The sequence below is a fragment of the Candidatus Anstonellales archaeon genome, assembly GCA_038869735.1.
Taxonomy (GTDB): domain Archaea; phylum Micrarchaeota; class Micrarchaeia; order Anstonellales; family CG1-02-47-40; genus JAWCQO01.
Map to the genome: position 1 here is coordinate 1 of JAWCQO010000001.1, position 14,902 is coordinate 14,902.

General features: G+C 38.5%; 15 protein-coding genes. 3 read left to right on the top strand and 12 right to left on the bottom strand.

The features are described from left to right. The coding region (locus QXF67_00005; GenBank protein ID MEM3059909.1) for a hypothetical protein at positions 1-448 on the bottom strand (448 nt) is incomplete at its 3' end. Between the two features lie 193 nt (positions 449-641). Here QXF67_00005 and QXF67_00010 point away from each other — a divergent pair. Beyond that, complete coding sequence (locus tag QXF67_00010) at positions 642-1,457, top strand: glycosyltransferase family 2 protein (GenBank protein MEM3059910.1); 816 nt, start codon at positions 642-644, stop codon at positions 1,455-1,457. 32 nt (positions 1,458-1,489) lie between these two features. Continuing rightward, positions 1,490-1,855, top strand: a complete 366-nt coding sequence (locus QXF67_00015) for a hypothetical protein (GenBank protein MEM3059911.1) — start codon at positions 1,490-1,492, stop codon at positions 1,853-1,855. Positions 1,856-1,865: 10 nt separating this feature from the next. On the opposite strand, the gene QXF67_00020 is transcribed toward QXF67_00015, so the two are convergent. From QXF67_00020 to QXF67_00070, 11 genes are all read right to left on the bottom strand, one after another. Beyond that, positions 1,866-3,626, bottom strand: coding sequence for a carbamoyltransferase (locus QXF67_00020; protein MEM3059912.1), 1,761 nt, complete (start codon positions 3,624-3,626; stop codon positions 1,866-1,868). A gap of 9 nt (positions 3,627-3,635) precedes the next feature. Beyond that, on the bottom strand, positions 3,636-3,887 hold the full coding sequence (locus QXF67_00025) for a hypothetical protein (protein MEM3059913.1): 252 nt from the start codon (positions 3,885-3,887) through the stop codon (positions 3,636-3,638). Continuing rightward, the gene (locus QXF67_00030) at positions 3,884-4,108 is read right to left on the bottom strand and encodes a hypothetical protein (protein ID MEM3059914.1); all 225 of its coding nucleotides are present in this window, start codon (positions 4,106-4,108) and stop codon (positions 3,884-3,886) included. Before QXF67_00030 ends, QXF67_00025 begins: the two co-directional genes overlap by 4 nt. Before the next feature lie 34 nt (positions 4,109-4,142). Further along, entirely contained in the window at positions 4,143-4,304 is a 162-nt protein-coding gene (locus QXF67_00035) for a DUF5989 family protein (GenBank protein MEM3059915.1), read from the bottom strand. Next, on the bottom strand, positions 4,297-5,484 hold the full coding sequence (locus QXF67_00040) for an SGNH/GDSL hydrolase family protein (protein MEM3059916.1): 1,188 nt from the start codon (positions 5,482-5,484) through the stop codon (positions 4,297-4,299). Before QXF67_00040 ends, QXF67_00035 begins: the two co-directional genes overlap by 8 nt. Then, positions 5,481-7,280, bottom strand: coding sequence for a Glu-tRNA(Gln) amidotransferase subunit GatE (gene gatE, locus QXF67_00045; protein ID MEM3059917.1), 1,800 nt, complete (start codon positions 7,278-7,280; stop codon positions 5,481-5,483). Before gatE ends, QXF67_00040 begins: the two co-directional genes overlap by 4 nt. Then, positions 7,277-8,608 (bottom strand): Glu-tRNA(Gln) amidotransferase subunit GatD, encoded by a 1,332-nt coding sequence (gene gatD / locus QXF67_00050; protein MEM3059918.1) that lies wholly within the window; start codon positions 8,606-8,608, stop codon positions 7,277-7,279. The genes gatE and gatD overlap by 4 nt, the downstream gene beginning before the upstream one ends. Positions 8,609-8,646: 38 nt before the next feature. Then, a complete protein-coding gene (locus QXF67_00055; protein MEM3059919.1) occupies positions 8,647-10,281 on the bottom strand; it encodes a tRNA uridine(34) 5-carboxymethylaminomethyl modification radical SAM/GNAT enzyme Elp3 in 1,635 nt (544 codons plus the stop codon). A 60-nt stretch (positions 10,282-10,341) separates the two neighbouring features. After that, on the bottom strand, positions 10,342-11,154 hold the full coding sequence (locus tag QXF67_00060) for a hypothetical protein (protein ID MEM3059920.1): 813 nt from the start codon (positions 11,152-11,154) through the stop codon (positions 10,342-10,344). Positions 11,155-11,333: 179 nt separating this feature from the next. Then, the gene (locus QXF67_00065; protein ID MEM3059921.1) at positions 11,334-13,172 is read right to left on the bottom strand and encodes a glycogen/starch synthase; all 1,839 of its coding nucleotides are present in this window, start codon (positions 13,170-13,172) and stop codon (positions 11,334-11,336) included. A 37-nt stretch (positions 13,173-13,209) separates the two neighbouring features. Next, the gene (locus tag QXF67_00070) at positions 13,210-14,076 is read right to left on the bottom strand and encodes a hypothetical protein (protein ID MEM3059922.1); all 867 of its coding nucleotides are present in this window, start codon (positions 14,074-14,076) and stop codon (positions 13,210-13,212) included. Positions 14,077-14,470: 394 nt separating this feature from the next. On the opposite strand from QXF67_00070, the gene speD reads away from it, so the two are divergent. After that, entirely contained in the window at positions 14,471-14,890 is a 420-nt protein-coding gene (gene speD, locus QXF67_00075) for an adenosylmethionine decarboxylase (GenBank protein ID MEM3059923.1), read from the top strand. Positions 14,891-14,902 lie beyond the last annotated feature (12 nt).

A 14,902-nucleotide genomic window follows, 5' to 3' on the forward strand; every position in this document is an offset into this window, starting at 1 on the left:
AATTCATCCTTATCAAACCAGCCGCTATCCCTGCAAAATCGAACAGGGGGTTTGGTATAAGTGCAAAAACAAATATTGCTAGTGCGCCCCACTTTTTTACTGCAATTATGTTGTTTTCTATCTCTTTTTTATTCTCATCGAGTAGCTTAGTGCTCCCGAGGCCTGCAAGATAGCCGGATACCTCTCCTAATGCAGAACCTATGCCAAACAAAAATCCAATTATGAACGGATTTGCGAGATTGCCCAGCACTAATAGGGACCAGACGCCAGGTGCTGGAAGGATGACCGTTCCAGATGATATTAAGCCTATTAAAAAAGCTCCAAAATATCCGAATTTCTCTGGATTTTTAAGAGAAAAAGATAGGTAGTACACAGCAATAATGATAAGAATCGAAGCAATTATGGTTAAGACTCCCGTGACTTTTTTGCTTAGTGCTGGTAGCTTCATAAATGGTAGCTTTTAAAATAGTTGTTTATAATTTTTTCATTGTAGATCTTGGGTTATAAAAGCTTAGATTGATAAGATTAACACAATAGTAAAAAAATAACAACATTTATAAAGATATGACACTATAATATTAGAAGATAATGAGAACAGAGTTACGAACCCGGAGAAACCATTGAAATCTGGGGGATTGTATATGGAAGAGAGTAAATATCCTCGAGTAGTGTTAATGACACCTGCATATAACGAAGAGAATAATATTTCAGTTATTATAAAGAGCGGGTTGAAACTTATAAAATGGGGGACTATAGATGACTTTGTAGTGATAGATGACGGTTCCACAGATAACACGGCCTCTGTAGCAAGAAATCTTGGAGCAAAAGTAATTTCTCTTCCAGAAAATAAAGGGAAGGGCACGGCATTTTTGGAAGGATTATTATATGCAAAAAGAAATGGAGCAGATATTTTGATAAGTGTAGATGCGGATTTAGTCTCCCCTCTTACAGAACGCCAGATAGCAAAGGCTATTCTGATGATTTGGAAAGAAAAACAGAACATGGTGGTTTTTCCTGTTTATGAGGGAGGCGGGTATACTGGGTGCAACTCGTCTGGACAAAGGGCAATAAAAGTCAGCGCATTAAACTTTCTTTTTGAAGGGGATGGTTTAGACATTCGTCTTAGCAACTCAAAACCTGCCAAAAGGTTTATGGAGATGTGCAAAGGGTATGGATTGGAAAAAACACTTGATTATTATATAAAATCTACAAGTTATATTAATAGATTAGACTTTGCAATGAGATTTTTGGAGCCCTTTAGACATATGAGTGCAGGGTGTCAAAATGAAGAAGTTGATAGGTGTCTGGCTATAATTTGGAAGCGAAAAAGAAGGATGGAACTTCTTAAGAGAGTTAGATCGAAAGGGTGGCATAGAAAAAAAGGCTTTATGAAAAAGGTGGCGGCGCATGGTGGGGTGAGCCTTGTCAAAATTCTGACATCATCTAAGCAGGGATAAGAAAATTAAAGATTATTTGTTTTTTATCTTTTGTGTTGTTAGGCATAAGATTTGTAAAGAACATGAGCCTTACGCGGATGCTCTATTTGGCAGGTGAAGCGAATTTTGATTTTGTAGTCATAAAGAAAAGACCAGCTAAACTTTCTTGGAAAGAGAAGAGAATGCTTGAGTCCTACACATTAGCTTTGGCAGAAGAAGGGGAGAACGGCTTAGTAGTCATTAATAAAATTGACAGATCCAGAATTAATGAACTGCAAGAATCCGGCTTCGATGGAAAGGTTGCGCTTGTTTCCACATACTCCGAAATCAAAAAGCTTAAGGAATTGAGAAAAAAGCTTGAAAGCGAGTGGTTTGGAGAGGAGTATATAAGAAGAAATCAAGAATATCTCGATGCTTAAATGGCAGAAACTAATCGTCTGCGTATTTCTCGCTATCCCATTCAAACTCAAGGTTATCTTCCTTTTTTATTAGATAATCCTCCAATACCAAGTAATCGATTCCTGTTCCTGTGAAACACATAAACGCATCATATGGAGTACAGACGATGGGCTCTCCCCGAATATTAAATGAAGTATTAATAAGGATAGGGATGCCTGATAGTTTCCCAAACTCCTTTATTAAATCATAATATTCCTCATTTTGATATCGCCTTATTGTTTGAAGTCTTCCGCTTCCGTCAACATGCGTTACTGCTGGTATTTTTGAGCGCCAGTTCTCCTTGATTGGATAAACCATAAGCATAAAATCGGTGGGCTTTGGGATTGGATAATCACAATCGAAATATTTGGGAGCATCATCTTCGCACACTACCGGAGCAAAAGGTCTAAATAGTTCACGGTGTTTTACCTTCATATTAAGAATATTCTTCATTTGCGGATTGCAAGGATTTGAGAGGATGCTTCGTGCGCCTAGGGCCCTCGGCCCCCATTCCATCCTTCCCTGAAACCAACCAACTATGTTGTTTTCGTAAATTAATTTTGCTGTTTTTGATATCTTTTCCCTTTTACTTGTGAATCGCGTAAATTTTATATCGTTATCTTGTAGAAAAGCAAGAATCTGTTCGTTTGAGAAGTTGGGGCCAAGATAGGCTGTTTTCATTTCGTATTTTCGCTCTTGAGAAAAAACAGAGTTATAGATGAACAGAGCTGCTCCCAGACTCCCTCCGCCGTCGGATGCGTTTGGCTGAATCCAGACGTCTTTGAATGGAGTACGTGATAGTATCTTACCATTATATACACTATTAAGGGCAACCCCTCCTGCCATAACAAGATTTGTGCATTTTGTTTCTTTAAAGAGGTGGTTTAGGATACGACTTATAACTTCTTCTGTAATGAGTTGTACAGCTGCTGCTATATCTTTGTGCCTCTGAGTAATTTCTTCGTTTTTTCTTCTTACAGGTCCACCCAAGAGATCACAGAGCTTTTTTGATGGCATTTTGTTGCTTGCAAGATAAGAAAAATACTCCATATCCAGCCTATAACTTCCATCAGACTTTATGTCAATAATTGAAAGCAATTTTTTGTAGTATGGATTTGCTTCTTTGTTCATATTTCCGTATGCAGCAAGACCCATTACTTTATATTCAGAGTTATTTACTGAAAAACCAAGATAGGCAGTTATGGTTGAATAAAGGAGACCTATTGATGAAGGAAAGCGGATCTCTTTGTTTAGGATTATTTTATTTTTTTCACCCACGCCGTAAGCGGTAGTTGTCCATTCACCTACACCATCAATTGTAAGAATTGCTGCTCTCTGAAACGGACTTGAAAAAAAAGCACTTGCTGCATGTGCAATGTGGTGCTCAACGAAGAAGATTTCACCTTCATAAGGTATGCGTTTTTTGATTACTTCTTTTATTCTGACTTTTTCTGAGAGATAAGACGGCATTGCACCGGCAAATGTAAAGAAACTATATGGGAATGTATCTAAATATTGGTAGACGATGCGCTCAAATTTTAAGAAAGGCTTTTCATAAAATGCAACACAGTCTATATCGGTTGGTTTAAGTCCCTCACTCTCCAAGCACCACCGGATAGCATTTATAGGAAAAGAATTATCATGTTTTTTTCGTGTGAATCTTTCTTCCTCTGCTGCTGCAACACAGATTCCATCTCGTATAAGAGAAGCCGATGCATCATGGTAATAACAGCCAATACCAAGAACATTCATCGCTTTCACCTAGAATCTTCGCTTGTATGTCTCCTTAGTTCCTTTTCCAAGAGTTGTGTCTATCCAGTAGGTCTCAGCGTTATTTGAAATTTGTTTATCAAGAAAATGCTTTCCCAAAGTCTTTGAGAGTATGGCCGTAATCCCTATTCCAAGTATATAGACAAAAAAAAGGAGCCCTGTATTAAAGAGAATTGAGATGGTTTCTCCGAAATCCCTAACGCCAATTTTAAAGCCGGATATAAACGCCCTTAGATTCTTCATATAAATAACCGCTTCAGCAGATTGGATATTAAAACTAAAAGAAAAACTAGGAAAAGAATATGAGGATAGCTGACTTCCTTTGGTAGTTTATTTGTAAATGAAAGAAGCAAGAAAAGGATAAGAGAAAAAAAAATGAAGGAGAGGATGTACCCCACTTTGTGTCCGAAATTAGCCATTTTCAACTCTTCTTTTTTAGATTTTATGTTGATTGCCCAATCCATAAATTCAGCCTTTTTGTAGCAAATTTCCAATTTTTTAAATAAAGGCATAGACAAATTGGGAGAGTGCAGTTGTTTGAGCAAGTAATATCAAAACACCTATTATCGCGAGCAAAATAAAAATTGGTGCGAGCCACCACAGTTTTCGTATGCGTATGAATTCAATAAGTTCGGAAATGAATGAAGGCTCTTTACTCATTATTTTTCAACTCGTTATATACGGCGGTAGCAATTAGATCAGCTATAATCTCATTTCCTATTTTGTTAAGATGGTATAAGTCTATATATGTTGTATCTGAGGTGTTACTAAATGCATCTTTTAGATCATAAAATTTAAATGAATATCTTCTGGGATGAGTAACAACCTTGTTGTATACTGCTTGAAAGAACGGCTTCAGCTCTTCTCGGTTTAGCAAAAAATCAAGCTCCTCTTGTGACTTCTTTTCTTTTGTAAATAGAACTGGCTGCCAGAAATAGAGGGACTTAAAACCGTAGCCTTTTGAGAGTATATCAATTGTTTTTAAGTTTTCAAAATAGACATTGGATACCTCCTCTGACAAAGACGCTAATCTATCCTCAGAGTAGAGTTTCTTCTTTTCTCCAAAGAGAGTCTTTGATACTTTCAGAACGATTTTTCCAATGCTTGTTTGGTAGAAGATTGGGGTTATGAGGTTAAATCTTTTATTTAGCCCGAAATCTAATTTTCTGTTTTCAATTCCATAAGGAACCCCTGCTTCACCTGCATGGTACGCTGCCAAGGCTTCATTTATGCCATCGTAAAAAATTGCATAATGAGGTACATTTCCTTTTCTAAGCTCAAGGAGGAGCCTTATCTCTGACTGAGTATTAACATAGCCGCTTTCCCCAAAATTCGTTACATTTACACTTACTCCTTTCTCACAAAGTTTTCTTGAAAGAAGCGAAGGAAGAGTAAAGTTATCGGGTACACCGTGTCCCCATGCTGTTGAGCCTCCGAAAAAGAAAATCTTTATAGAGTTGTTATTTGAACATGGGTTGAAAGTAAAACGCAAAGAATCGTGGTTTGTGTTTATGTATTTTCCGGAGATGTTAGGGCGCCTAATATAGTCTATATAGGGGGAGTACTCCATAACAGAGGCAGGTTCATCTTCATATATGAAATATTCCTTCAAAAATGATTGGTTTTTATATTCACCTGCACGAATGACAGATGGAGTGCTATTTAGGGATTTAAAAACGGATATTACACCAAAAGCTGCGACTTCTAAAAATGCGAGCATAAGAAGGGAGATTATCAGTATAACGAAAGCGGAATATGCAACTTTTGAGTAGGGAGAAAGATGAGTAGATAGGATTAAGTAGTATTTTTCAAATCTATTTTCTCTGGATTTGGTGTTCATTTCTGCTCACTATTCATGGCACTTCGGAGTTCTTCGCTGTCTATTCTTAGCCTATATTTTTCCATTATTTTTGAAATATCCCGTTCCTCTTGCAAGATGATTCTCCTGAGTTCTTCTCCGCTTATTTTTGAAAGATTCAGTTCTGCTACCGCCTCCTGCGCTGTCTTGCCAGTTACCATTTTTTTTAGTATTTCTGGGAGCGCTGCTTTTGCAAACAGACCGGAGGAATAGGCAGAGAAGAGATCTGAGAGAGTTATTTCTAAATTCTTTGATTCGAAACCTTCTCTCCTCAATTGAGTAAGTGTCTTTGTCAGCGTAACGGCTATTAGAGAAGGGTTCCCAAACTTTTCTGAGAGCGATAAGAACAGATTCAGATGTTTTGATTTTAGCATCTGGGAAGCAAGTTCCTTGTTGTTTAGAAGGCGTTCAACTTTTTCTTTTATTTTGTGAGGTTTTTTGCTTTCGACCCTCCGGTTAATTTCTTCAAGCATTTCTTTAGTTATTCGGATAGGGGGGATGTCGGTTTCTGGATACATGCGAGCTCCTCCTCCTAAGGGCCGCATATAAGAGGTAGTCCCATCTGCATTTGCCCTGCGAGTTTCTGATGGCACTGCCAGTTCCATAGCCCGTGTCCAGACAGCTAAAAGAGCTTTTCTGGCTGTCCTTTCATCTCCTATAACCAAAACAAAGGCGTCATCTTCGCCTAAATTGAGTCGAGTCTTTAGTTTTTCTAATTCTTCATTGCTAATCGAGTATCTGCTTAAATCTTCGTCTGAGTGTAATATTCCTCCTACGCCAGCTGTTTTTGCATAAAAAGAAAGTTCGGTGCCATATCTTATGCCTGGGCATAACTCAAATCCCAGGATACCCTTATGCTTTGGAAGACGTATTCCGAAGACCCCACATTTTTGTGATAGCATTTTTTTTATCATTGCACAGCGAGTATTTGTAAAAACGCTTGTAACTTCTGAGATATAGGCTGGAAAACCACTAAACTCGCCGAACCTCGATTTGAGATTGTTCATGAGCTCCAAAAGACTATTCTGTCGCTTTATTTCATTTTCAATTAGAGTAGGCAACTGGTTTAGCTCCTGAGCTCCTTTTATTTCGACACGTGCACCCCCTTCAACTGATATGTTGAGGTCTTGTCTGATAGTACCTATGCCACGTTGGACTCTTCCTGAAAGTCGAAGGATTTCGCCTATGATGGACGCTACTTCCTTTGCATGCTCTCCGTCAATGATTTCGGGAGCTGTTGCTATTTCAACTAGCGGAATACCCAACCTACCAAGAGAGTAGAGGGTTTCTCCTTTTTTTCTCTCAATTATTCCTGCGCTTTCTTCCTCAAGACATATAGTCTGTATGCCAACGTGGCCTCGTGACGTCTCTACCGAACCTCCTACTGCAAGTAGCATTGTTCGTTGGAAGCCTGAAGTGTCTGAGCCGTCAATCACTGTTTTTCGCATAACTTGAACTTCATCAACTGGTGTTGAGCCAAAATAGTTAGCTAGCTCTAACGCAAACAATAGCGCTTCGGGATTTATTTTGTGAGGGGGTTCTTCATCTAACTCGACAAGACAGGAGTATTGATAAGGAGCAAGATAGGTAAATGACTTATCAGATGAGGCTTCAAAAAGTGCAGCTGAGTCTAGGGTCCCAATTTCAGATGAGACGGGGTGCAGTCGTCTCTTGATTATTCGGGAAGGAATAACTTCTGACTCGGTTGGAGGGGATGGACAATTGCAAAACAGTTTATTTGTGTCAAGTCGCTGATGGATTTCAAGTCCACACTTCATATCAAACTACTCCTTTCTGTAATCTCTCCTGCAATGTTTCTCTCCATTTCTTCCTTAATCCTCTTCGGGTCTTTCTCGTGGCCAAGAACCCACATAAGCTTAACCAAGGCAGTTTCTGGAATCATGTCACAACCGTTTCCAATTACACCTGTTTCTAGAAGTCTTCTTCCATTGGCATAAACATTCATATCAATGCGACCGAAGATTGTTTGAGGAGCTATCACTATAGGGATGCCTGAAGTACATAACTCTTTTATGGAATCTATAATTGGGGGGGTGAATCCATCTCCCAAATAGTTTGTGCTGACATGACCCAAACCCGTAGCTGCAATAACTACCCCGTCATATTTTGAAAGTGAAGATATAAATTCAGGCTTTATTCCTGGGTGGGCGTATATTAGCGCAACGTTTGGATTTAAACGGTTATCAAATTTGAGCTGGCGACCTTCATCACGCTTTCGATAGCTGGTTAAAGGAGACACGGATTTTTTTAAATAATCTATTATGGCGAGTGGCTCGCCACCTATTGTTTGAAAGGCGTCTCTGCGAGATGTGTGCATTTTTCTTACTCTTGTTCCAAGATGAAAATAGCAGAAGTCGTCGCTTGAAGTCGCATGCATGCAAACACCTACATGGGCAATATCTGACTTTGCGCATAGGACAGAGCAGATAAGATTTATCTTATTGTCAGATGAACCCCTATCAGTGGAGCGCTGTGAACCTGTAAGGACTATCGGAATAGGAGGGTCCTGAAGCATAAATGAGAGAGCAGCAGCACTATATCCCATCGTATCAGTACCATGAGCTATAACTACTCCCTCTGTTCCACTCTTAATTACGTCATATACTTCCTTTGCCATTATTGACCAATGTTGTGGAGTCATGTCCTCAGATAAAATATTGAAAATCTGTTTCGTATCAAATGAAGCAAGGGAGTGTAATTCATGGAATTCTGAAACGATTTCCTCGGCTGAAACAGAGGGTTTAACTGCTCCGGTTTCATATTCTACCTTAGAAGCTATCGTACCGCCACAGGCAAGAACAGATATTCTTTTTTTTGGAATTTGGAGAGTGGAGGGAACAGTTATGACTTCGTCTTCTTTTTGAATCCTTCCTTTGGATAAAAGTGAGATATCAGATATTGTGTTAATGTCTATACCGATGTTATATCCGTTATCTAGCTTCAGAACTATACAACTGGGGTCACCAAACCCTATTTTTGGAAGGAGCATGCCTTCAAAAGTTAAATCGTCTCTTACTACTTTTATCTTGTCCCCTTCCTCAATTCCCTTTTTAGATAATAATTCTCTAACGGACTCAGAATACATGTTCTAGAGATTTGGAAGATGCAATTAAAAAATATACCTCAAAGGCTTTTGCTTACGTACGCTCCATCTGGTATATAACCTAGTTTGTAGTAATATGGGCGGGCGCCTGCACCAGAGATTATTAGAAGCTTTCTTTTTTCAAATTCTTCTCTTGAGATTTTTTCTGCTTCCGCAAGAAGCTTTTTTCCAAGACCTTTATGCTGGATTTTATCCATTTCACTTTGTCCTATTTCGACTTCAGCCCCATAAACATGGAGCTCGCGGATTAATGCAGTTTTATCTGTTATTTCTGGTCTGTGAGAGGTAGGAGGGACTCGCAATCTACAAAAAGCTGCAAGAATGTGTTTTCGCTTATCTTCAAAGGATAAAAAAATTTCATGACCTCCATTTGCTTCATAGTCAATTCTCTCTAAACTTAGATCTACATCTCCGATTTTTCGAAAACCTCGTCCTTCATTTCCAATTTCACGACACCTAACACATTGACACAAAATACCTGCACGCTTGAGCTTTTGGTCCACTAGCTGCCTTAGGTTCGAATGTTTGACTCCGGCGTGGATAAGATTGGAGGGTATGTCTCGTTGGACGCGCATAACGCGAACATAGGGCGGAAAGTATTTTGTAATTCTCAGTATGACTTCTGCGGCTTCTTCGCTAGTATATGGACTAAATTCTCCTCTTTTGTATTGCTCATAGAGTGGAGTTCCCTCAAGAACAAGTGTAGGGTATATTTTTAGCATATCTGGCTTAAAATCCGGGTCCGAAAAAAGAGTGCGAAAGTATTTTTCGTCTTCTTGCGGAGATGCAAAAAGACCAAGCATCATGTGGTAGCAAACTTTAAATGCTGAGTTCTTAAGAAGATCAGTAGCTTTTTTTACATCAGAAACGGTATGTCCTCGCTTCACCTTTTTGTATACCTCATCAGATAGAGTTTGGACGCCCAATTCCATTTGTGTTCCGCCAAGTAAAAGTGCATCGTCTATTTCGTTTTCAAAGCACCAATCTGGACGAGTTTCAAATGTAACTCCTATTACTCTATGTGTTGCTTTTTCATTTGCTTTTTTGGATTCTTCTATTGTTGGAGAATCAAAACCATTAAAGGCATCATAACACTCCTTAACAAACTTGTGTCTATAATCTTTTGGTACGGCCAAAAAGGTGCCTCCCATTAGGATAAGGTGGCACTTGTCAGTCGGATGGCCCTGTTGTGAATACTGCTTGAGACGAGCTAAAACTTGTTTTTTTGGGTCATAGTTGTTTTGGATTGCTCTCATAGTCATCGGCTCAAAACCAGTATAGCTTTGAGGAGCGCCGATTCCTTTTGGGCAGTAAGTACAAAAACCGACACAGGGAAAGGGTTTTGGCATAACTGCAACGGGGGAGACTCCGGAAAGCGTACGTGTAGGTGTTTTTAGAAGAAGAGAGAGAATGCGTTTTGTTTTTTGTGAGGGACTGAGAACGGCGAGTATGTCTGAATTCCGAAGAACAGATTGCAGGGAAAACTTTTTACTTGCCTCTTTTTTGATCTCTTGAAGGTTTGATTCTCCCTGACAGAGGGCCTTTGCTGCATATTCAGCTGCCTCTTTTCTTTTATTGTCTAGACTAAAATCTCTCTTTGTTATTTTCTTTTTTAGTAGGTGAGAATAATCGTAGTTTCGACTATCATTATCCAAGAGTGTCCACCACCGACGTAACAGGTCAACGCAACATTTTTCTTCTAAAAATTTGTCGAGTCATCCGACCAGATTTGAAATTAAACCTGCTAGTGCATAAACCGGACTTTCAAATAGAGGGAATATTAAGACTCCGTTGTTTATAGCTTTGTAGTCGGATAATAGATTTGTGTGAATGAGAACAGTAACTGTTTTTTTATCGCTTACTGCGTGGCTTGATTTGGAAACGGCTATTATATCTACTTTATAGTTGCCTTCCTCGTTGCCGACAACTTCGTAGCTAATAGTCTTACTAGTCTTTGCAGGAAGGAAAAGTTCTTTTTTAAACTTCCATTCCCTAAAGCCTTCTGACCGAAGCTCAAAAACGTCGTTTGCATTCCCTTTATTGGTAAGTGTGATTGAGAATTTTGCCGGCTGGCCAGCATTTGTTTGTTTGGTTGTAGGCGTAATATCCATAGAGAGAAGATCTTTTTTTATGACTACCTTCGCAGTAAAGTCTAAAAAGCCTAATTCCTCCCGGTTTTCTTCATCAAGTATCCTCAATTTTACGTCATACTCGCCCTCCTGGGCATCTGGAGGAGCGCTAAACTCGGCTTGGAGAGGGCTTGAGGTAAGCTTGCTGTTTTTGAATTTCCATTGAGGAGGAGCGTCAGTTATGATAAGCTGGTCATATACTCCACCCTGACCAAATTTCCCTCCAACTGAAACTTCAGGCTTTACAGAGATCGCTATGGTTTGACCCGGCCCCATTTCACCTATATTTATTACATCTCCATGGCGTAGATTTCTAAAATAAGGTTCAAGCATCTGCACTGAAAAAATTAGGTGAAATGATAGCATCAGAATAAAGAACGCGTAGACCATTTTTTTCATGGTTCTCTCTTTACTGGAGGGATAATTTAAAGTTTTCTTTTTTCCTGCTGCTGTGTTAAAAAGATATCATGCAGGTATCCTCTGCGCTGTTTGATTAGTTCCCCAAATAAAACACAAAGGAGAGCTTCATAAGTTGCTTTTAGATGGGGTTTAATTCTTAGTCGCTATAACATAAAGAATTATAAAGAGGTACCAAGCTGTGCGGTTTTCTCTGTGAGCTGGTAAGCCTTAAAGTAGTTTTGTATTAGTTCCTTCCAATCGCAAAGGCGAACGAGATTATAGGCATCACTTTTTAATTGTTCGAGAGAAGATAAATCAAGATTGTATAGTTTCTCCAATTCGTTTGCAAGTTCGTCGACAACGGCAGTCTCAGATACGTCAGACATGCGAAGTACGGTTATTCCTCGGTTTTTTAGATTTACCCTGCTAGATACGTATCTCCCAAAACCCGTGTTGTCTGTGGTTATTGAAACATTTAGATTAAGAGCGGCTTCAAGCGGGGTATAACCAAATGGTTCGTATCTTGAAGGAAAGACACCCACATCCATTCCAGATATTACATCGTAATAATCGAGATTGAGTAATCCGTCATTTGATTTTACATATGTTGGGTAAAAAATTACTTTTACGACGTCTTCCTTTGCATTTGTTAACCCGGCTAGAGCGCATGCTCGGACTATTTGGTCGGAGGGATAAATTAAATCAAAACAGTTTAGGGTGGGTTTTCCTGAACCGCGGCTAAAGCCGCTCATCATAGTCTCTATCTTCTGCCTCAGTTGACTCGAGACTATTTTGTTCTTTATGCATGAGCGAAGATTGGTATAGTCTTTGGTTCGAAAATCTTCACCCAGCGTTTTTTCCAATATCTCGTGTATTTTGTCAAGAAGTAAATAATTTTTTATCATGTCTACGCGAGGCCCTGATACCGCAGTTGGAGTAAAGATGAAGGCAAACACTCTTCTCTCAGGAGCTTTTTCTCTAAGGATTGAATTCAATTTTCCAAGAGCATTTATATATATGTCAAATCCTTTGTTTTTGAACTCGTACCTGCCCGAAATATAGATTAATAGAGGGTTCTTATAGGATTGGTCATAATAAGGGATAAAAAGAGATTCCAAAAATTGGATTAGCTCCAACCTTACGTATTTGGATAAGCTTGAAATCTGTTTTTCATCTTTACCTGCTTCAAAATCAATTCCATTTATAGTTATTATATCTGATTTCCGTCCAAGGATATATTTTACTTCATCGGCTACAGTCTCTGAAACAGTTGTTAAAATATCTGCTGCGTTGGCAGCAGCGACCTCAAGTTGATGTTTTCCCTCAACTTTAAGTTGGTAAGCAACCGAAACATCTATTTGTCTGGTTCCTCTAGCGGCATCAGCTAAGAGGTTATGACCGTAAGAGGATAGTGTCCTACCCAGGACTGTTGCATGCGTTGTAAATACGGTTTTGAGTGGGAGTTTTCTGAGCTTACAATAAAGGAGAGCTGAACCGGATATCCATTCATGAAAGTGTGCTACTGCCCTCTTTTTGGAGAATCTCTTGGTAGATATTAGCTCCTCAAGAAGCATGCCGACACACCAGCCCCAAAGTACGTTTTCAGAGAAATCCCATGATTTTTCCATAAGGGAGTCAATCTGAAAATGCTTCCAGAGGAGGAATTTGATATAATTTAGTTTTTTATCTGTTCTTGTTTCATGATTCTCATAAGTTACCATCAGTTCGCCGTGTTTTTTGCCGCTGATCAGGAATATTTGAGCTCCGCCTCCAAGCGTCCATCTTCCGTATTTTACTTCTATTCCGTCTCTTCCAAGTTTGTCAATGATTTTTTGGATTTCCTCGTCTGCTTTTTCTTCTCTGAATTCAAACGTTGTCAGTTCGTCAAGAAATCCAAGTAATATATAATTATCACCGTATTTTTTGACCAGATAAGGTGCCTTTGTTTGTAGCACAGTATATATTCCACCAACCTTGCGTGCCGCTTCGCTCGAAACTTCAAAGATAATATCGGGCATGTAAAAAATAATAGAATCATCATTTAAAAAAGCAACACTAACGTTCTTCTTTTGCATTCTTGATTAGTTCTTTTACCTTATCAAAATCGACTTTGGTTGCAATTGAATTCTTGTTTTGATTTGGAGAAGAGAGAAAATATATAGTAAAGATAATTTTTGACTGCTTTTTTGGGGGAAGAGAACTTAGATAGTAGCCGAGGTCAAATGAGCTATTATCAGATAGAATTAGTGTAAGATAACCCTCGTAAAAACGAGCCTTTTCTTCGATAGAAAGGCGATTTACATAGGACCAGAGATCTCTGTCTATTTGGATAGGATAACGATTAATCAGATCCTTATTTTCTTCTATAAACTGCATTGTTTTGTTGAGATTTTCTTCTGCTTTGGCACGTAAATTTATAGTTATGTTCTTTCCGTATAGTTTATCTGCAATTTTTTTCATGATTAGTATTGCTGAACCGAAGAAGCTGCTACCTGAAGAGGGATAAACATCTGGCGTGAAATTCTCAAAACATTTTTTGCAGAGTTTTTTGCCAGAAAGGAAGTATAAGATATCGGAGTTAATTTGACATTTCTCACAGATTCCGCCAATACTGCTCTCGCTATGGATCTCGTCTTTATCGGAGGCTAAATCTTCTCGTTCAATGCTAATAATATTTTTTCTTATTCTGATTTCTTCTGACCGCTGTTCGTCTTCCATATCCATTATACAGTAATTGCAAAAGAGTCTTGAGCGGAACATCTTGAGTTCATGAGTGGGTACATATATGCCGCAACGCTGACATGGAATCTCCGAACCAACCTTTTGCATCTGGTCTTCACAGGACACACATGCAGGTAAGCCGTTGATGTAATGCAATTCGTATTCTTTTACAGACTGACCGCAGAAGGAACATGTTCTCATAAAATCCACCGTAACTTTGATGTTTTATACGTGCCTTCTTTAAGTATATACACCAAACTTTTTATTGTGGAGGGAGAATATGAAAAAGTTTTGAGGCAGGATAGTTGCAAAATCTCTTCACAGTTACATAATGAACTTAAAAAGCAAAAAAAAGAAAACAAAACAAAAGCAAAAGAAACAAAAAGAAGCATAAGATGATGAAAATGAAAAAAAATAGTTTATATAATGACCTTTTTTGTTAAATTGGTTTATAAGATTATTTTTTTGATTAAATCTGATTATATAGGTTTGATTTCCTCCAACAAACATAAAGATTTATAAATAATGAAGGAAAAATGGATTTTCGTCTTTTTTCCATTTTCAAAAGTGGAAAAAGGGCGGAGGATATATTGAAATGTTTGGGCCTCATTTAACTATTGATATGTATGGTTGCAACAAAAGAAAATTAAAAGATATAAATTTTATTTATAGCTTTTTAGACGAGATGCCTGAACTGATTGGAATGACAAAAATAATGCCACCTTATACATTTTCTTACAGTGGACTTAGGCCCGAAGATTGGGGCATTTCTGGAATTGTGCTGATAGCTGAAAGCCATATTTCAGTACATACATTTCCCGAGAAAAATTTCGTTTCTGTGGATATTTTTTCATGCAAGGACTTTGATATAGAGAACGCCACTGAAGTTATAATAAGCAAATTCGAAGCAAAGACGTATGAAAAAAATTTCTTTATGAGAGGCAGACATTTCCCAAAAGACTACGGGAGAATCAGAAGCGTGATGGAGATACAGAGGATGCAGGCTACTCACTGAATGGGTTTTTTG